Source organism: Colwellia sp. RE-S-Sl-9, assembly GCF_048296855.1.
Lineage (GTDB): Bacteria > Pseudomonadota > Gammaproteobacteria > Enterobacterales > Alteromonadaceae > Pseudocolwellia.
Genome location: NZ_CP182631.1, coordinates 2,573,989 through 2,593,536 on the forward strand (window position 1 = coordinate 2,573,989; position 19,548 = coordinate 2,593,536).

At 35.3% G+C, this 19,548-nt stretch carries 15 protein-coding genes; 8 read left to right on the plus strand and 7 right to left on the minus strand.

Annotation, left to right across the window (positions count from 1 at the left end; translation table 11 throughout):
* The first annotated feature begins 99 nt into the window (after positions 1-99).
* Entirely contained in the window at positions 100-495 is a 396-nt protein-coding gene (locus ACM9HF_RS11040; RefSeq protein ID WP_473607835.1) for a rhodanese-like domain-containing protein, read from the plus strand.
* A gap of 63 nt (positions 496-558) precedes the next feature.
* Here the strand turns inward: ACM9HF_RS11040 and ACM9HF_RS11045 are convergent, their stop codons facing one another.
* Positions 559-1,149, minus strand: a complete 591-nt coding sequence (locus ACM9HF_RS11045) for an outer membrane beta-barrel protein (RefSeq protein WP_473607839.1) — start codon at positions 1,147-1,149, stop codon at positions 559-561.
* A gap of 391 nt (positions 1,150-1,540) precedes the next feature.
* Here ACM9HF_RS11045 and ACM9HF_RS11050 point away from each other — a divergent pair, with 391 nt between their 5' ends.
* From ACM9HF_RS11050 to ACM9HF_RS11060, 3 genes are read left to right on the plus strand one after another with little or no spacing between them, the layout of a single operon-like run.
* Entirely contained in the window at positions 1,541-1,990 is a 450-nt protein-coding gene (locus ACM9HF_RS11050) for a hypothetical protein (RefSeq protein ID WP_473607842.1), read from the plus strand.
* Positions 1,968-3,167 carry a hypothetical protein gene (locus tag ACM9HF_RS11055; RefSeq protein WP_473607846.1) on the plus strand — a complete coding sequence of 400 codons (1,200 nt, stop codon included), beginning with the start codon at positions 1,968-1,970 and terminating at the stop codon, positions 3,165-3,167. The genes ACM9HF_RS11050 and ACM9HF_RS11055 overlap by 23 nt, the downstream gene beginning before the upstream one ends.
* Before the next feature lie 48 nt (positions 3,168-3,215).
* Entirely contained in the window at positions 3,216-5,636 is a 2,421-nt protein-coding gene (locus tag ACM9HF_RS11060) for a putative bifunctional diguanylate cyclase/phosphodiesterase (protein ID WP_473607850.1), read from the plus strand.
* Between the two features lie 142 nt (positions 5,637-5,778).
* Here ACM9HF_RS11060 and ACM9HF_RS11065 read toward each other — a convergent pair whose 3' ends face one another.
* A complete protein-coding gene (locus ACM9HF_RS11065; RefSeq protein WP_473607853.1) occupies positions 5,779-6,384 on the minus strand; it encodes a nitroreductase family protein in 606 nt (201 codons plus the stop codon).
* Between the two features lie 127 nt (positions 6,385-6,511).
* Here ACM9HF_RS11065 and ACM9HF_RS11070 point away from each other — a divergent pair, with 127 nt between their 5' ends.
* Entirely contained in the window at positions 6,512-7,408 is an 897-nt protein-coding gene (locus ACM9HF_RS11070) for a LysR family transcriptional regulator (RefSeq protein ID WP_473607857.1), read from the plus strand.
* A gap of 7 nt (positions 7,409-7,415) precedes the next feature.
* Here ACM9HF_RS11070 and ACM9HF_RS11075 read toward each other — a convergent pair whose 3' ends face one another.
* Both ACM9HF_RS11075 and ACM9HF_RS11080 read right to left on the minus strand, forming a co-directional pair.
* The gene (locus tag ACM9HF_RS11075) at positions 7,416-7,739 is read right to left on the minus strand and encodes a ribonuclease E inhibitor RraB (protein WP_473607860.1); all 324 of its coding nucleotides are present in this window, start codon (positions 7,737-7,739) and stop codon (positions 7,416-7,418) included.
* Between the two features lie 93 nt (positions 7,740-7,832).
* Positions 7,833-8,405, minus strand: coding sequence for a TetR/AcrR family transcriptional regulator (locus tag ACM9HF_RS11080; RefSeq protein ID WP_473607864.1), 573 nt, complete (start codon positions 8,403-8,405; stop codon positions 7,833-7,835).
* A gap of 135 nt (positions 8,406-8,540) precedes the next feature.
* Here ACM9HF_RS11080 and ACM9HF_RS11085 point away from each other — a divergent pair, with 135 nt between their 5' ends.
* Together ACM9HF_RS11085 and ACM9HF_RS11090 are read left to right on the plus strand one after the other, a co-directional pair.
* Positions 8,541-9,185 (plus strand): peroxiredoxin-like family protein, encoded by a 645-nt coding sequence (locus ACM9HF_RS11085; RefSeq protein ID WP_473607868.1) that lies wholly within the window; start codon positions 8,541-8,543, stop codon positions 9,183-9,185.
* Positions 9,186-9,357: 172 nt separating this feature from the next.
* Positions 9,358-10,563, plus strand: coding sequence for a hypothetical protein (locus ACM9HF_RS11090; RefSeq protein WP_473607872.1), 1,206 nt, complete (start codon positions 9,358-9,360; stop codon positions 10,561-10,563).
* A 260-nt stretch (positions 10,564-10,823) separates the two neighbouring features.
* Here the strand turns inward: ACM9HF_RS11090 and ACM9HF_RS11095 are convergent, their stop codons facing one another.
* Together ACM9HF_RS11095 and ACM9HF_RS11100 are read right to left on the minus strand one after the other, a co-directional pair.
* Positions 10,824-12,335, minus strand: coding sequence for a tryptophan halogenase family protein (locus tag ACM9HF_RS11095; RefSeq protein WP_473607876.1), 1,512 nt, complete (start codon positions 12,333-12,335; stop codon positions 10,824-10,826).
* Positions 12,336-12,454: 119 nt separating this feature from the next.
* Positions 12,455-15,313 (minus strand): TonB-dependent receptor, encoded by a 2,859-nt coding sequence (locus ACM9HF_RS11100; protein ID WP_473607880.1) that lies wholly within the window; start codon positions 15,311-15,313, stop codon positions 12,455-12,457.
* 480 nt (positions 15,314-15,793) lie between these two features.
* Between ACM9HF_RS11100 and pulA the strand changes: the two genes are divergently transcribed.
* A complete protein-coding gene (gene pulA, locus ACM9HF_RS11105; protein ID WP_473607884.1) occupies positions 15,794-18,571 on the plus strand; it encodes a pullulanase-type alpha-1,6-glucosidase in 2,778 nt (925 codons plus the stop codon).
* Between the two features lie 290 nt (positions 18,572-18,861).
* On the opposite strand, the gene ACM9HF_RS11110 is transcribed toward pulA, so the two are convergent.
* The gene (locus ACM9HF_RS11110) at positions 18,862-19,542 is read right to left on the minus strand and encodes a Fe2+-dependent dioxygenase (protein WP_473607888.1); all 681 of its coding nucleotides are present in this window, start codon (positions 19,540-19,542) and stop codon (positions 18,862-18,864) included.
* Positions 19,543-19,548 lie beyond the last annotated feature (6 nt).

A 19,548-nucleotide genomic window follows, 5' to 3' on the forward strand; every position in this document is an offset into this window, starting at 1 on the left:
TTTTATCTGCTATTATTTTAATCACAATTTATACCATAAAAAGCTAAGGTCTATTAAACTTTATAGGTATTAAATCAATCGCTTTCCATCGGAGCACTTATGTTTATTAAAAAATTATTATCCTTCGCTTTATTTAGCCTGCTGTCATTGAACGTATTTGCAGAGCAAACAGCTACAATTTCTCAAGCTGAACTTGTGAAATTATTAACGCAACCAAACGACTCTAGTTTTATTGTATTAGATGTAAGAACACCACAAGAATTTAACGAAGGACATATCAAAAATGCGATTAACATCAGCCACAATACCGTTAAAGATAACTTGTCTGTTTTAGATAAATACAAAGATAAAATGGTGGTTGTACATTGTCGTTCAGGTAAAAGAGCACTAATCGCTGAGCATGTACTGAAAGAAAATGGTTTTTCGAATCTTCGTCACCTTGATGGCGACATGTTAGGTTGGGTTGACGCTAAGTTACCTTTAGTTAAAGAGTAACCTAGCCCCTAAATTATATATCCAAACAACCAAACTTCGTTGCATAATACGCGCTTAAAAACATTAAAATGCGTAGCTTATTCCTACATTTAAGGTGCTTGATTTTAAGTCATTCATTTTATGATATTGCAAACCAGCATTCATACCAATTCCCATATCCCAACGATATTCCCAACCGGCTTCTAACATAAAGCCAACGCCATCTTCATCAGCAATTTTCTCTTTGTTTAACTCAATCTCATAGTTGTAATAACTTAAACCTGCTTTAGCATATAACTTGTTACGTTTTGATAAAGACAAGTCAGTTTTTAATGCAACCACTACAGCATTTAATTCAAGATCATCTGCTGCTAAATCAAACAAGTCGTGTCTGTCATCGTCAGAATAACATTCCCACTCACCCGACCTTTTTTTACAATCCCAATCCGCATCAGTGCCACCTAACAAACCCACTTCTACTGAATAAAAAGGTGCGAATTTGTAATTGTAAAATAAATAAGATGTGCCGTAAGCCTCTCCCTCTTCACCTTTATATTCCATATTACCACCACCGAGTTGAATACCTACACTGTGAGGTGTTTTAGTTTCAGCAAATACTGCTGTAGAAATGGTTAACGCTATAATGCTTGTTGCTAATGAAGTGAATAGTTTCATGTTTAATCCTTGTAAAATCATATTTATTTAAGATGAAACTATTATCGAGGATTAGTTCAAACTAAGCTGTTTGAGAAGTGTTTTCAAACTGTTTGAAAATGTAATAAATTGATAAAAAGATAAACACTCATATTAAACTTTGTAAGTATGACCGTTTTGAGAACTTCAATCAGCAATACCGCCATTAAACTTACGCTGAAATACATTTATTAGTGTATCAAACCCGTTAAATACTCAGTTCAAAAGCATAAATTAAATTCATCTAATTATTTTTTAATTTATATTACAATATGTTAACCATATTTTTTATAGGGAATTTTATCAATTAATTGGTGATTGATTTAAAGTGTGCCACACTACTATATATCTTAGCTCTCCGTATTTATTTAATATGAAACTTAGAAAACTCATCATTTACATGCTATTTCATCTAACATGTTGCTACACAACATACGCTGTAGCTGAAGATAAAAAACTTATTATACTAGCCAGTAATAACATTGAAACGATTAGCCTTGAAGCTATCAGTAACTTGTATACTTTTAGACAAAAATTGATGCCTAATAGCGAAAGAGTACAGCTGACCTCCTTACCCCTTAATTCAGAAGATACGATAGACTTTACACAAAAGTTTTTTAATTATTACCCATACCAATTAAAGCGTATTTGGGATCAGGCTATTTTTTCAGGTAAAGCAAGAAGGCCGAAGTCATTTGATAATGCAGAAGACCTATTATCTTTTATAAAAAATAATGATAACGCCATTGGTTATTTGATTATTAAAACCTCAGAACTGACACAATTAAAGGAGATGTATAATGTTATTGCGATTATTGGTTAACATTGTTTTTCTTCTGTTTTGCGTTAATGCTACAGGTAAAACTACAGATGATATTTATATTAATGCTTATGTAGGCATAGGTTATGTTTATGAATCAGATAACAATTTTATTCATTCAGAAAAAGATAGTAATAAATTAATTGAAAGTGCGTTAAATCTAACCTACGAATACAGCAATAATATTTCGTTTGCAGGACAAGTAGCTTATCGTGAATTTGGTGAATACTTTACGGATAAAACACTAAGAATTGACTACGCTAATTTAAACTATACCGATAGCTTTATTAGCGACTCTGAACAGTCGCTATCAATTGGTCGCATAAAGATACCCAGTGGTGTGTATAACTCGTCGCGAGACACACCCATTACACGTCCTAGTATTATTATGCCTCAATCAGCCTATTTAGATTTATTTCGTAATCTTTGGCTCAGTACTGACGGTGTAATGTTATCTTCTTCACACCAACTAACACAGGGCATCATTAATTTAACAGCAGGTTACGGTAAATTATATATTGATGATAATTTCAATGATGTTACTTTAGGTTCTGAAACTTCAGGTGATTGGGTAGAAGGTAACATAACAGTATTTGATCTACGTTATAATTCAGGCGACCTCTTATTTGGTCTTTCATATAATCATGTTCATCCTGAATACCTGAAAGTCTCTAGCGATACATTACCTATTTACCCTATAGGAAATAAAATACCTTCTATAAGTAATGGAGATGTAGAAGTAAGTACTTACGTTGCATTTATCCAGTACAACATAAATCGATTCGAGATAACGAGCGAATATACATATCGAGATGTTGTTGTTTCTGGTTTTACTCCAACCCCGCCTAATAGCCGCCCAATGGAAGGTTATTACGCACAACTAAAATATGCAGCAACTTCATCACTCAACCTTATGTTAAGACATGAGAAATTTTATCGCTTTGCTGAAAGCAAAAATGGCTTAGAAACACTAATAGGCATAGATCCAGCGTGGTATAATAATGCGACAACTTCCTCAGTAGGTTTTAATTACAATATTGACGAACATTGGAGTGTTATTGCAGATATACATTATGTAGAAGGCTCGGGGTGGCTTCCTCCTTTTTCATATCAAGTACCTGAATCCGTGGAGAAAAAGCACTGGACACTGGCTGCTTTTGAAGTTGTTTATGTATTTTAGTTTGATATTATAAATGTATATAAAAATAGATTATTGAAGGGCTAAATATTGAAAGGATTGTTCAAAGGGCTATTATTTAAATCCGTTACCGTATTTTTTTCAATTGCTTTGGCTACCTTTTATTTAAGCTATTTATATACGAATTACAGCCAAGAAATTGGTATTAAGAATGAACTTAATCACATAAAAAGCCAAGTTGACCAAGCGTTAAATGTATTACTTCACCAAAGAGTTGAACAATTAACATCTCTTGCTGAAGAAATGTTTTTATTAAAAGAAAATAGTACTAAGCAAACAAAAAGTTCGTTAGACCATTTAAAAAATATATGGCCAAAAGTAAAAATTAATCGTTCGCTTACCAGCCTTTATCTTGATTCAGAAAAAGAGTTATTACTTGGCAAACCTCTACCTGAATTTTTAATACAACAAGGGATGAAAGCCAGACAAAACCTGCAACCTTTTCATCAAATTTATTGTGGTTTGTCTTGCGAAATTGCAATATCTATTCCTATTTATATTCATGGTAAAACAGCCTCTCTCACCCTAACTTCAGAACTATTACCTGCAATTGTTTATGCCAGCGAATCTTTAGATCTTGATATTGGCCTTATTAACCAGACAGAATTATTTAAAAACAATGATATAAGTCAAACCTATCCTTTTGAAATATTAACAAACATCAAAGATAACGCGCCGATAATCAATCAAATGGCGAAGCAGAAAAAGGAGTTAGCAACACTTAAAACGGGTTACCTTTATCATAACGAAGTAACAGATAAAAACATTTACTTTTGGGGGAAAGCTTTTGGCGAAAAAGGCAATGAAGCCACTTTTATTTTCCTAAAAGATGTAACTCTCACTATGCACAAGTATCAAACTCAAAAAAAGAGCATACTATTTCACAGTGCTGCTATTTCATTTGGTATCATCATTGTTATTGTTATGTTAGTTTTTTTCCCTTTAAAAAGATTACACCTATTAACCGATGTGATTGAAGCCATTGGAGTTAAAAATTATAATCAAGCGAAAAAAATATTAGGAGACCTTAAAAGCTCAAACAGTAATGATGAATTAAGCACCTTATCATTCGCTATGAATAAAGCGCTACACCGTATTGAAGGTTACGAAAAAAAAATAGTCGCCAACCAAAAAGCATTTAAACAGCAAGCCACTGTAGATAGCCTCACAAAACTTTTAAATAGAAATGCTTTCATTCAAAATTTAACAGAATTACAAGAAGACCCACAACATAATGAAATTGCATTAGCCCTTATTGACTTAGACGGATTTAAACCCGTAAACGACAACCTAGGCCATGAAGCTGGCGATGATGTATTAAAACAAGTAGGTCAACGGCTAAATAACATTTCTATCGATAAGGTGGTTGCATACCGTTTAGGTGGCGACGAGTTTGTTGTGAGCATTGAAAACATAGCCAACAAACAACGTTTATATGACCAATTACTATCACTATTTAATGATAACTTTATTGTTAGCGGTACAACCATAAAAATAACGGCGAGTATTGGTATTGCAATAGGTCATTTATCAACATCATCCCATAGTGAATTACTTCGCCAAGCTGATATTGCAATGTACGAAGCTAAAAAACTCGGTAAAAATCGATTCTGCGTATTTGAATCTTCGATGATGGAGTATTCAAATTTACGTTTTACCATAACTAATGACTTTATAAGCTCCCTTAAAAATGGCGATATTTATCTTAATTTTCAGCCCATTATTGATCTGAAAACACAAAAAATAATGAAGTTAGAAGCACTGTCTCGCTGGAATCATTCACAAGTTGGTTTTATCAGACCCGATATTTTTGTTTCCATCATTGAGGGAACCTCTTATATTCAAGACTTAAGTTACTGGCTTATTAGGCAATGTATATTACAACTTGTTGAACTGAGAAATGGCGGCTTTGACGATATTATTATTTCAATAAATATCAGTGCCGCACAAATTTCTGATGATAACTCAATAGGATTTATTAAAAATGAATGTGATAAGCACACTGTGCCTTATCATTTAATCGAATTAGAAATAACAGAAACCTCACTAATTTCCAACTTTAAAGCCGCTAAAGACTGGATTAGTAATGCCCAAAACATAGGTTTTAAAGTATCTATTGATGATTTTGGTACCGGTTACTCATCACTATCCTATTTAACGCTTTTTCCTTTTAATACAGTAAAAATAGATCGTTCTTTAATTAAAAATATTCCTGAAGATTTAAACCAACAAAAAATAGCTAAATCGATTATTAGAATGCTACAAGAGCTTGAAGTTGACGTGGTTGTTGAAGGTGTTGAACATGAAGCTCAGTTTGATGTAATTAAAAAATTAGGCGCAGATATGGTACAAGGTTATTATTTCTCAAGACCATTAAACAAGAAAAGTTTAAATAAGGTTTTAGATGATTATAAAACTAACCAATGCATATTTCCTCCTTGTAAAGATTAAATTCAACGAGTAATACATTTTAGGTTTTACTTTATTCGTTTTACATAAAGTTAATACATGTAATAACTAAACAATCATAGTTTAAAAACGATGATTGTTTAGTATGAAGTAAGTAACCTGAACTTAGATAAGTAATAAAAATCTAAGTAAATGTGTTTTCAATAACCACTTGGTTTAAAGGTAACTGCCCGCCCCTTGGAAAAGCCGGTTTTTCAGCTTTACCAATCGCCACAAACATACTAATCACATGGTCTTCAGGTAACTTGATTAATTCAGCGACCTTATTAAAATCAAAACCATCCATAGGGACCGAGTCATATCCCATAGCTTTTGCACTCAGCATTAAAGTTTGTGCTGCCATACCACAAGACCTCATGGCTTCGTCACGCTGAACACTGTCTTTACCTTGATAATATTGCTCAATCATAGGCAATAAAAATTGCTGTGTTTCTACGGGCGCATTTACCCAATAACGTTCAGGTTGCTTTTTCCAAGCATTTAAATCAGCGCAAAGCACAATAAGTACCGACGCATCAGTCACTTGAGCTTGATCCCAAGCAGCAGCTCTTAACTGTTCACGCAAGGCTTTATCTTTTACCACCACAAACCGCCAATTTTGTATGTTATAGGCAGTTGGCGACAAAACAGCTAACGACAATAATTGCTCTAATTCATGATCAGGTATTTGATAATCTTTTTGATAATGTTTAATTGAACGTCGTGCAGTAATTGCTTCTAATGTATTCATAATAAAATCCTCATACTAAGTTGGACTTATTATCTACTATTGCAACCTTCAAGATAATAACTAAAATATAACAATATCTTTTGCATAAAGTGCAACAATAAAAATTCAATCTAAGTAGCTCATTCTCATGTTTAACAAATTAAAAATATTTGCCAAGGTTATTGAATGTGGAAACTTCTCAAAAGCAGCAAAAGCCCTTAATACCACTACCTCTTCCGTGTCTCGTCATATTGATGCATTAGAACGAGAATTAGAAATAACACTGCTAAACCGCAGTACTCGCCATATAGGTTTAACCGAAGCAGGTGAAAAGCTACTAGATAGATCTAAAAAGCTCATTGCTGATTTTGACGACACCATTAACATTATTAAACCCACAACAAGTGAACCTGAAGGGCATTTAAAAATATCGGTATTCGAAAGCTTTGGTCGACTTTGTATTTGCCCGTTGTTACCAAAATTTTTAGCTAAATACCCAAAAATTAGCATAGATATCGCGTTAGAAAATAAAATGACTAATTTGTACCGTGATGAAATTGATTTAGCCATACGCATTGGCGAACCAGAAGACTCAAGTTTGATCATGAAAAAGCTGGTAAATAACCGCGTGGTTATTTGTGCGACCCCAACATATTTTGAAACTCACACCTCACCTAAATCTCCTAACGACTTAACTAGTCATAATTGTTTAACGGTAAAAACTAACAATCATGGCAGGTTTTGGTATTTTAAAAAAGCAAAGCAATGGTTAAAAATCCCTATTGCTGGCAACTTAGTATCGCAAGGAGGATCTCCCTTATTAATAGCCGGAAAGCAAGGCGCTGGAATTTTATTATTATCACATTGGATGGTAAAAAATGAATTAGAACAGAACGAACTGATTGAAGTACTCGCCGACTGGCAAGCATCTTTGTATGAAAGTGGAAATGGTAATATTTATGCGGTTTTCAAAAGTAACAAATACATGAAACCCGCATTAAGAACGTTTATTGATTATATTGTAGAAGAGTTATCAGGAATGTAAGCTCACGCTAAGCTTCAATACCCCAGCCATCGTTATAACCGTTAAACTTCGTAGCTATTTGCTCAAACTGCGCTTCTTGAGCCACAATAGCATCGTAGATAGGTGTTATGTTTATTGAACAGTCTAAATCCCAAACATTAGGTGTTTCGTCAGGATGAATATCGCACGTAATGTCTGGTGCTACTTCAGCAAGATGAGCAGCCATCGCTTCTGCATCTTCTTTTTGTGCAAATAATTGAAAAAAAACAACGTTATGCACAATCGTTAAATCAATACCTGCTTCCTGCATTTCTGCCAATACTTGGCCTGTTTCATCGTTTGGAAAGGTCATGGTGCTACAAAGCTCTATAAAATATGGCTATCGCCTGAAATAATTAAAAGCATTATAAACGCCAATATTTTAAATGGATATAAAACTCATCAATTAATGATCAAAGTTACTCCACGGTAACCAATGTAAACCTAAGCGTAAGCTATTAACTATTTGTGCTTCGCTGTTTGAATGATATCCGTAAACACGCAGTCCAAAAATATGAAGCATAATACTTGCGGCTCTTTGATTAGCTTCATCTTCGCTATAAATGGTTGCAAGCTGCTCCGCATATATACCTTCAATAGTTGCTAAATAGTTTGAAATATATTCTCTCAAATCGCTTTGTTCATCTAACTCGAGTTGGCTTTTTAATAAAAAACAACTGCAATAACCAGCTTGTGCTGACTCTTCTACAAACGAAAGCAAAATCTCACAAATGGTTTGTTCAACACCTTGTTTTTGATTAAATTTATCCTTTAAGTTATCGATTGAACTTTGAGCATAAAAATCAATAGACTCTTTAAATAAACCTTCTTTGTTACCAAAAGCTAAATAAACACTCCCAGGTTTTAAGCCGGTTACTTCAAACAAAGCCTGCATCGACGTTGCACTATAACCTACTCGCCAAAAAAGAGATGTGGCTTTATCTAAAACGCTTTGTCGATCAAATTGTATTTTTGCCATGTTCCAAGTTACTCACACTTTGCACTATGAAGAGCATATTACAATAAATTGAATATTTGTTCAAAAACAACTTGAACGATCATTCAAAAGATGATTGAATGAACATTCAAGATGAATTAACGCTTAGGATCAATCATGTCTTTAACTGAAACAATTAACGAATATAAAGTGGGCTTTAAAGAAAAAGCACCAAAAAATGTACAAGAACTTATGCAGCAAGCTACACAAGCACTTGCTGACTCAGGTATTACTTTAAAATCACCTAAAACAAACGACACTATGCCAGCATTTACTTTACCTAATGCTCAAGGCGATAACGTTTCATTATCAAGTTTATTAGAAAGTGGCCCAGTGGTTGTTACTTTTTATCGTGGTGGCTGGTGTCCGTACTGCAACTTTGAATTACGTGAATATCAAAAATCATTAGCAGAAATAAAAGCATTAGGCGCAACCTTAGTTGCTATTACTCCTGAACTACCTGATGCATCGCTTACAACCTCAGAAAAAAATGAGCTAGAGTTTGAAGTACTAACAGACGTAAATGCAGAATACGCAAAAAGCTTAGGCTTAGTGTTCTCTCTACCTGAAGCATTAAGACCTATTTATTTATCATTTGGTATTGATGTAGAAGCACACAATGGTGAAGGTCAATTCGATTTACCACTGGCTGCAACGTTTGTAATAGCAAAAGACGGCACAATAGCCAGCGCTTTTGTTGATGCAGACTACACAGCAAGACAAGAACCAAGCGACGTAATAAACACGTTAAAAAGTTTGTAAGCTTACTAACTAAAACTAAACAAGGCGCGGCAATAGCGCCTTTTTTTGTGTTTGATGATGTATAACTATCACCGTGAACAAAATTTGACAATCTAAAATCATTTTTTGTATTCGCATACTTTGTCAGATAAAGTAATGACGTTTATTTAAAGGAATAAAATAAAGAATATATATGCTCTCAGTAACCTACCCTCAAATATTAGCTTTAGTCGAAAGTTTTCCTATTGGTATAATGCCTGTGTGGTTAAATGTCGATAATATTCCAAAGCTAGTTGTAAAAGCTCCAAAAGAGGCTATTTTAGCAGCCAAGTTAGATAAAGGATTTAGTATTTATACGGTACCGTTAAACAGCAACGGAATCCTGACATATGCTTTAATATCGGCATTTTTTGATGATGCTGATGAACCTTTAGTTATTTATACACCTATGTTTAAAGAGCCTGGTGTAGAAACCCTTAAGGATACTATTCTTACTAAAAAGTTAGATGTTTATTTTTTTGATGACTTAAATCGAGAATTACTTGGTTATAAGGCAACTTTAGAATGTGATCCGATAACACAAAAATTTATCAAAGATACTCCGCTAGCACCATTTAGTAATGAAACTGCAAAAATTCTACATACAAAAATGAGTAATTGGTTTGGTCGTAGGACTGAAAAAGACGACTCATTAGCAATCAAAGTAACGTTTAATGAAGCATTATTCACAGAAGATTTGTTTATTCAAGATATGAGACCTGAAAATCACAGCTATCAAGGGAGTAATTCAAGTAGCTATAGCCAACTAGTTAGAGATGAGCCGGGAGAGTTTCAAGAACGAGATATAGCCCAATCACTCCGTAGAATATTTCGATCTAATTGTATCTATTTAAATCCATTACGAGTTCAAGATAAAGAAGAAATTGCTGACTTATTAGTAATCACAAATAAAAATATTCTCTTTATCCAAGCAAAGGATAGTCCAAATATAGAGCGGGTATTGAAAAACTCAATATCTCGAAAAAAATCGACTACTCAAAAATCACTAAAAAAGGCTTGTAAACAATCTAAAGGCGCTATTAAGTATGCTAAATCAACTTCTTCAATGAAGATGATTATAGGAGGAGATGAAAAAAGTATTTCACTGGAAGGCCGAGAGATAAGAGTCTTGATTGTTGTTAAAGAGCTATTTAATGATGAATATCCAGTTTATAGTGAAATCCTTTTAGCATTAGCCAACGAGATTAGGACTCCCTGTATTGCAATTGACTATAATGAACTATTGATGTGGACATCAAATTTAGAAAGTGAAAATGCATTTTATTCAACTTTTGATCAAGTTTTTATTCGTGGAGTTAAAGATGGTAAATTCACAAGATTACCTCGTGGACTCATATAAATACCTGGATATTAAAATAGGTTAGTTGATTAACTATCTTTTGACTAATAGTTAATACTCCAATAAATAACACTAGATTATTAGTTCATAGTTAATGACAGCAAAACAATAAAAATTAGCCTTCATAAAAATAATAATTACAGTTTTTAGCTTTTCATGTCTATCTAGACGTTATTCAATTAAAGTCGGATACTCACCCAAAATTCAACGCACAACCCTGTAAAAACTGCTGAATCTTTTTCTCTTTATAAAGGTCGCCTTTATTGGGCTGATTTTGAGCGAGATGAGGAAATAAGCGCTGCTTTTAAGAATTCATCGTGGCTAGGTAAAGACGATACGGGTTCATGCTTTGCGTGTTTAACTTTAGCCAACATCTCGTTTAACGCGGCTTCTGAAACACTGTTTGCTATAGGGTGATAGTCTTTAGGTATTATGCCCTGCCCTACCATAACTTGTAACCAAGAACTGTCTTGAAAAAGACCCTCTTGCTCTTTAAATAATCGACCATTTTCTGCAAACAATTCAATTTTATGAGCTAGGCTGTCAGGTACATTCATCGTTCTCATGTCTTGCCAAAAACGACTGTCGGTACGTTGATTAACGTGGTAATGCAAAATAATAAAGTCTCGAACTTGTTCAAACTCTACTTTTGATTGCTTGTTGTATTCACTCACTAAAACATCGCTAATTCCTTGATGTGGAAACAAGTGTATTAAACGCGTAATAGCTGATTGAATAAGGTGAATGCTAGTTGATTCAAGCGGCTCTAAAAAGCCACTTGATAAACCGATAGCGACTACGTTTTTATTCCATTGCTGGCGTCTGCGCCCGGTGTTAAAACGTAATAACTTAGGATCAGCTAAAGGTTTAGTGTCTAAATTAGCAAGCAGTAAGTCTTGCGCCTGTTGGTCGCTATAATAACGGCTGCTATACACTAAGCCATTGCCGTTACGATGCTGTAAAGGTATGCGCCATTGCCAACCAGCAGAATGTGCAATTGAGCGAGTGTAAGGTAAGGTGCTTTCTAAGCGTTCTGAGGGAACAGCAATAGCGCGATCGCACTGTAACCAATGACTCCAATCTTCGTAACCGGTAGCAAGTTTTTCTTGAATCAATAAACCTTTAAAGCCTGAACAATCAATAAATAAGTCGCCTGCTATTTGGCGGCCGTCGGTTAGCTGTAATGCTTGAATATAACCTGACTCTTGGCACTGTTGCACATGCTGAACCATGCCTTCAGTTCTTTTTACGCCTACTTTTTCGCTAAACTTTCTTAAAAACTGAGCATATAATCCTGCGTCAAAGTGATACGCGTATGGCATGTCGTAAATAGGATCTTGGCTGTTTATTTTGGCGAACTTGCCCGCTTCAGCGCACAGGTAATTTAAATCGTATTGCCACAGATGTTGGTCGTTTTCTAATTGATTAACGCGCTTTAATAAATGATGAAATTGGCAAAAAGCTAAACTGCGATTAGCAGCACCAAAGGTGTGGTAATAACTGTCACCTTGGCTTTTCCAGTTTTCAAATTTAATAGCAAGCTTGATGGTGGCTTTGGTTTCACGTAGAAACTCAGCCTCATCAATGCCTAACACACTGTTAAAAAGTTTAATGGGTGGAATAGTCGCTTCACCAACGCCTACCGTACCTATTTGTTCTGACTCAACTAATTCAATTTCAACAGCACCAATAAGCCTTTTAATCATAGCTGCCGACATCCAACCCGCTGTGCCACCACCTAAAATTACAACTTTTTTGATTACTTTATCCACTTTATTGCCCACTCGTTATTGATTTATAAAAAAACAAAACATATTCAGGTAAAAAAAAACCTGCCAGTTAATCTGACAGGTTTTATTTTACTTGCTAACTACATAACAATGCATACGGCTTAAAATTTATAATGCATGCCTAACTGATAAGTAGCACCAAAGCTCTGATACTGATTAATATTGCCGTTTGCATCAAGTTGAACGGTATCTTCACCTGTAATGTTTTGCCCAGAGAAGAATAAACTTAAACCTTCAAGCTGTTCAAAACCACCTTTACCAAAGTCATAACCTACTTGTGCATCCCAAAGTTCTGCACCCTCATCATCAATTTGTGTAAGAGCTAAACTTAAACCACGAGTTTCTGTTGCGAAACGGTCACGTTTAGTACCAGTAATACGGGCTTCAAAGCCGTTCATTTCATAATACCCAGTAAAAGAGTAACTTTCCTTAGAAAGACCTGGAACATCCGTACCGTCTTCAAATTCACCATCAATAAATGTTGCACTACCAGTAAAGCCAAAGCCTTCTAACATGTCGTCTATTAAACGAAGAGGAACACTTGCTTGTATTTCATATCCACGTACAAATCCAGTTAACCCATCTTCACGAAATGTTGTAGCACCTGTGAATTGAACAGGAGGTAATGGACCATCAGCAATACCATCATTATCTAAGTCATGTTCACCATTTGATTGGTGGTATCCTGGGACATAAAATTCACTAAAGTCAGTTGCGACGATACCGTTACGATGCCAGTTAGTTAAATCTTTATAATAAAAGCTTGTTGCAAAAAAACCATCATCTGCAAAGTAGTATTCAAAAGATAAATCAAATTGATTAGCTTCTAATGGTTTTAATTTTGCGTTCCCTGAAGACCCCGACCAAGGGCTTCGATCAATTTGATTACTCAGTACAAAACTATTGTTGAAATTGAATGACACTTGATTGTTTGAACGCATATCATCTAATCGAGCTCTACTCATAACTTTTGACGCGGCTGTACGAATAAATACGTCTTCTGCAATTTCAAAACTTAAGTTAAGTGTAGGTAATACATCAGTATAAGTATCTCCATCAATCACTTCAGAAGAAACTACAGTAGTATCTTGACCAATATAAACATCATATCCAGCAGATTGCTGATCTACGTCTATAACTTGAAGTCCAAAGTTACCAGTAACGTATACATCACCAATTTCACCTTCAATATCTAACTTAACAAATGCCGTTATAATTTCTTCTTTAACAGTCCAACTAGTACCTAAACGATCTGTTTGAAGCTCTGAGGCATCGTGAGCTGTATAAAATCCATTTTCAAACAATGAAATAGCGTTATAAGCTAGTATTCCGTTAATACCAATAAAGTCTAAATTTGCTACACCTAAAGGATTGTCAATTGGAGCTGATGCAGGCCAATTAGGAGCCGTTAGGTAATACCCTGTATTAGAACGTGTTTTTTCGCGGTCTGAAAAGTTTACGCCAGCAGATATACCTTTCACATATTCGTAATCAAGTACACCTTGTACTTCTAAACGAAGACTATTTAATTTCTCGTCAGTAATCGGTTTGTTTATAAAACCATCTTGGGCATGATTAAAGTTTAAGTTGTCATCAACAAATCTATCTGCGATTGGTGCCAGACCACCACCCCACGCTTGTGGGCCAGCTAATTGAATAACACTAGGATCAGTCAAATCTACGCCTGATATACTTGGGTGGTCGCTAAACATTACACCTTTAGATGTCATTTCCCATGAACGAGCGGCTAAAGGACGTCCATCAATACCAGCACGACCAACGCCCGAATATGATTCCATATTCGTTATAGAACGCTCTACATCACCTGTTGAAAAGTCAGCAATACCAATCCAGTTATCAGAAATTTGGTACTCTAAGTTAAGCCCAAATGTTGTTAGCTTAGCATCGGTGTTGTTTACATCGTTACGAACAATAGAGTGGAAACCGTCTGTATAACCTGAAGTCACAACACCGTTTTCTACACCTGTAATGTTGTAATCGCCAGTGCCCCATTCAGCCATACCTTCTTCAATACCACGACGATTATCTTCCTCTTGGAAATCTATATACAATGCATCAAACTGAAATTTTAAATCATTGCTTGGTGCCCATTCAATAACTGCTGCAATAGAATCACGTTTCAGTAATCCCGAACGTACATATGAATCATGTCCACCTAATACAACGGTACCAGCTGGAACATCAACAGTATCAGTAGCTCTTCGCGCTGAATCAGTATTTACATTCGCGTAACCCCATGAACGAAATTGCTCTTCTTGAGCCGGAGATTCTATAGAGGAAATAACCAACGCGACACCTAATGTATCGTCAGCAAACTTTTCAACCATGTTGAATGCTAATTTATGACCTTTATTGTCATAATCTGGATTAGCTGAATCCATAGAGTTTTTTTCAAATACAGCATTAATTGCCATAGACTCTTCTGTAACTAACGGACTTACTGTTTGTAAGTCGATGCTACCACCAATACCCTGAGTAATCATTCCTGCCACAGGTGTTTTAGCGACTATAAGATTGGTAATAATTTCTGCTGGATATAAATCGAATTCAACACCGCGGTTTTCACCCATTCCGAGTAATTCACGGCCGTTTAATGTAGTACCAATGTAGTTTTCGTTAAAACCACGAATAGAAAGGCCACTTACACGCCCGTTACGGCGTTCACCTGTAACACCAGGTAAACGAGCTAAGGATTCTGCGATACTTGTCGATGGTAATTTACCAATATCTTCTGCTGAAATAGCTTCTACGATAGAGCTAGAGCTCATTTTAATTGCTTGAGATTTTATTAAGCTGCCTCGAATACCGGTAACTTGAATAACTTCTACTTCTTTTTCTACCGCTTTTTCTGTTTCTGCCGCATATGTTGGGCTGCTTAGTGCAACAAGTCCCGTTGACAATATAGCTAACGCAACTTTACTTGGTTTAAAATTTAACATAATTATTTATCTCCCCCATTCGTCCCTGCTTTAATTATTGTCAGTATTCCTTAACTGATGCATTAAGTGTATGTTCATGATCCGCGCTTTTCATCGGATGAAACTAATATAGAGTGCTGTTTTACCGATGAACATATGCTGCATACGTATTCATACACGGAGAGAATTTTGGCTTTTGCATAACTTATCTATACAAAAAATGATGGATAGATCATAATAGCTTAAGTAATTAGACACAAAAAAACCACCAACAAAATTATTTATTTTTCTTTTAAAAACAATAATTAAAAATAAAATCAACGTATAAAATATTGGCAATAATTTATACGTTTTTAAACTGTGAATTTAAAAAGCTTAATCCATCTTCACCTATAAATCCCAGTGTTGAATACGTATGTATTGGTATGTTTAAAAACCCAAAAACAAGTAAATTTAGCTCATCTATAATGTAACGACCTGAATTGGGTATACGGATGAATAATGGTTAAATTGATCACCACGGTATTGTGCTTGTTGCTAATATTATCTTGCCAAAAAAATAACAACATACCTGCCACAGTTAATATTTCACTTGCAGAGGCTTCAACGATACCATCAGACTATTCAAGCCACTGGATATCTCCAAATCTTATTTTAATACCTAAAATCAACGCGTTATTTAGTTATAAACTCGGTGTTTTAAATGATGAAAAAATAGAATATATCCCTTTAAGCAAGATTGCAGTACCAGAGTCGGTAATAGCAAAACATCCCCATTTAGCGTCTTTTCAAGGCCTTTCGTTTGTTAATAAAGCCAATATAAACCAAGCAAAAATAAAGCAGTGGTTAAAGGCACCGCTTGCTGTATTGGCTTTTGACTCAAAATCAAAACTTGTACATAAGGCTTATGTACAAACAGGCGTGTTACTTGATGTTTTATATACCTCATCAGAAAACGATGCTAACGAAGTGACTGACTTAGGTGCTACACTTTCACACACAAAAACCACATTCAAAATTTGGGCGCCTACAGCCAAATCCGTAGAATTACTGCTATTTAATGATGATAAATCACCTTATAAAACCGAAAAAATTAACCTAATCGAAGATAAAATTTCAGGTATATGGTTTGCTACCGTAAATGAAGACTTAACAGAAAAGTTCTATCAATATACCCTAAATGTATTTCATCCCAAAACCAATAAACAGGAGCAAATTACCACAACAGATCCGTATTCTTTAAGCCTTTCAACAAATAGCGAATATTCTCAAGTAGTTAACTTAAATGCCGCTAATACCAAACCTACACATTGGGAGTTACAGCAAGATGTTGTTATTGGCGCTCCGGAAAACAATATTTTTTATGAAACTCATATTCGCGATTTTAGTGCTTCTGATAAAGCCATTACAAATAAAGCGATTAGAGGTAAGTACATAGCATTTACCCTTGATGACTCTTTTGGTATTCAGCATTTAAAAGCTCTAAACGCCGCAGGTATTAACAACATTCATTTACTGCCAACGTTCGATATTGGCACCGTAAACGAAAACAGTAACGAAGTGATCAGTTTAGATAACAGCCTAGCTGAAGCTTGTAAAAAAACATCAATAATGGCTATTTGTGAAATTGATGCCGATAAAAGCATGAGTATTGGCAGCTATTTAACAACACTGTCACCTTCCAGCGATAAAGCCCAAGCTATTGTTTCAGCATTGAGAGAATACGACAATTACAATTGGGGTTACGACCCATTTCATTACACGGTTCCTGAAGGAAGCTACGCCTTAAACCCTGATGGTGTTAGCCGTATTATTGAGTTTAGAGAAATGGTGCAAAGCATTCATAACCTTGGCTTTAGAGTAATTATGGACGTAGTTTATAACCATACCCATAAAGCAGGATTAGCGCCTACTTCCGTACTCGACAAAATAGTACCTAACTACTATCAACGTTTACATCCGTACACCGGTGAAATAGAGCAATCTACCTGTTGCGACAATACCGCAACTGAACGAACAATGATGGCAAAGTTGATGACAGATTCGTTAGTTGTATGGGCAAGAGACTATAAAATAGATGGCTTTCGGTTTGATTTAATGGCGCATCAACCCAAAGCTTTAATGCTAGCCGCAAGAGAAGCCGTTAAAACAGTTGACCCTGATACTTATTTTTATGGTGAAGGTTGGAATTTTGGTGAAGTTGCGAATAATCAACAATTTGTACAAGCCAGCCAGCTTGAACTAGCAGGCACTGAAATAGGCACTTTTACCGATAGATTACGTGATGCTGTTCGCGGTGGCGCCTTTAACGCCGTTGGTGAAGGACACAGAAAAAGTCAAGGAATTGGCAACGGCCTTGCTAGCATTCCTAACGAGTTACAAACTAACGACCTTGCACAATACTATGTAATGATGGACCAACTCCGAATTGGTTTAGCGGGCAATTTAGCAAACTATCCTCTTATTAATCGCCATGGAGATACAGTTATTGGGAAAGATATTCCTTACGGAGATCAACCCACAGGCTACGCTTTAGATCCTGCCGACACCATTAATTACGTTTCTAAACACGATAATCAAGCCTTATGGGACAACAACCAATATCGTATCGCCTACCATGTTTCAACTGATGATCGCGTTCGTATGCAACTACAAAGTCTTTCATTTACTATATTAGCGCAAGGCATACCCTTTTTGCATATGGGCAGTGAGTTACTCAGATCAAAATCATTTTTACGCGATAGTTACGATTATAGTGACTGGTTTAACCGTGTAGATTTTAGTAAAGCAACAAACTTTTATAATGTTGGACTGCCACCAAAAGACAAAGATGAAGAAAATTGGAGCATGATCACCCAGCTATTAAAACAAAACGATGGTAAAGATCACGTATCAGCTAAGCATATTAAATTTAGTGCTAACGTATTTATGGATTTTATTAAACTGAGAATGAGCACGCCATTATTTAGATTAACCTCTGCACATGACATTATCGATAGGTTAACTTTTCATAATACCGGTAAAGAGCAAAAAATTGGCTTAGTGGTAATGCAAATTTCAGATGATGATAACCCTGTTCAGCTAGACGAAAACATTAATAACCTTATGGTAGTTTTCAATACAAACTCAACTGAGCAATTCGTTCCTTTTGAAGCAGCAAACACCTATCAACTTCACCCTATTCAACAGAGTGGTGCTGACAAAGCAGTGAAACAAAGTCGTTCAAATACCAATGGTTTTTATGTACCAGCATTAACAACTGCTGTGTTTATTAATTAACCTCAGCTCGGGATAAGCAAAGTTACTCAACAAGCTATTTTTATGCCTAACTTCGTTGAATTTATTACTAATAGCCAGCTATTAGATAGAAAAATTAGCCTTGTTATACACAAAAATATCAATGTTGAGAGACTAATATAACTTAGGAAAACAACGATACAGATTAAGGTTTTGATAAATAAGATTTTTAATTCATTATCTAACATTCATTAACCCGAGTTGAGGTTAATTAACTGTAGGTTTTAATATGAAATGGGTAGCTTTATTTTTTTCAACGCTAAAGGGATACTTTACAGCTGAGTAAACTGGCGTATTAAGTTGTGATAAACGTTATGTAGGTTATCTAACTCTGTTCTTGAGGTTTTACCTTCTTGAATAAGCGTTTGAATAGTTTGATCTAGCTGATACAAATTTTGACGTATGCTCGATTCTGAGATCATACTTTGCATCCAAGTAATCGCAGCTACGCGCTGGCCTTTAGTTACAGCGGTTACTTTATGTAAACTGCTTGACGGATAAACAACGGCATAACCTGCAGGAAGCTTGATTGATTGTTGACCAAATTCAGTAGAAATAATGAGTTCGCCGCCTTCGTATTCATCAGGCTCACTTAAAAATGTGGTCATTGATATGTCGCTACGAATTACTTCATTAGTATCTGGAATTCGCATTACTGCGGCATCTACATGATAACCATACTCTTCAGTTTCACTATAACGATTAAAACAAGGTGGAAATATTTTGTGAGGTAAAGCAGCTGATACCAGTTTGGGTGTTTCGCCAATGCGCGACAATAGCTGATTAGCTAATTGACGCACATGAGTATTACTGGCATCAGCTTGATTGTTATTTTTTACCGAAGCTGCCATTCCCATAGCTGTTTTACTACCGTCGTTCCAAGGAGCGTTGGCGAGTATCTCTCTATAAGTATTTACTTCTTCAGTTGATAAAATTTTATCAATAACAATCATTTATTT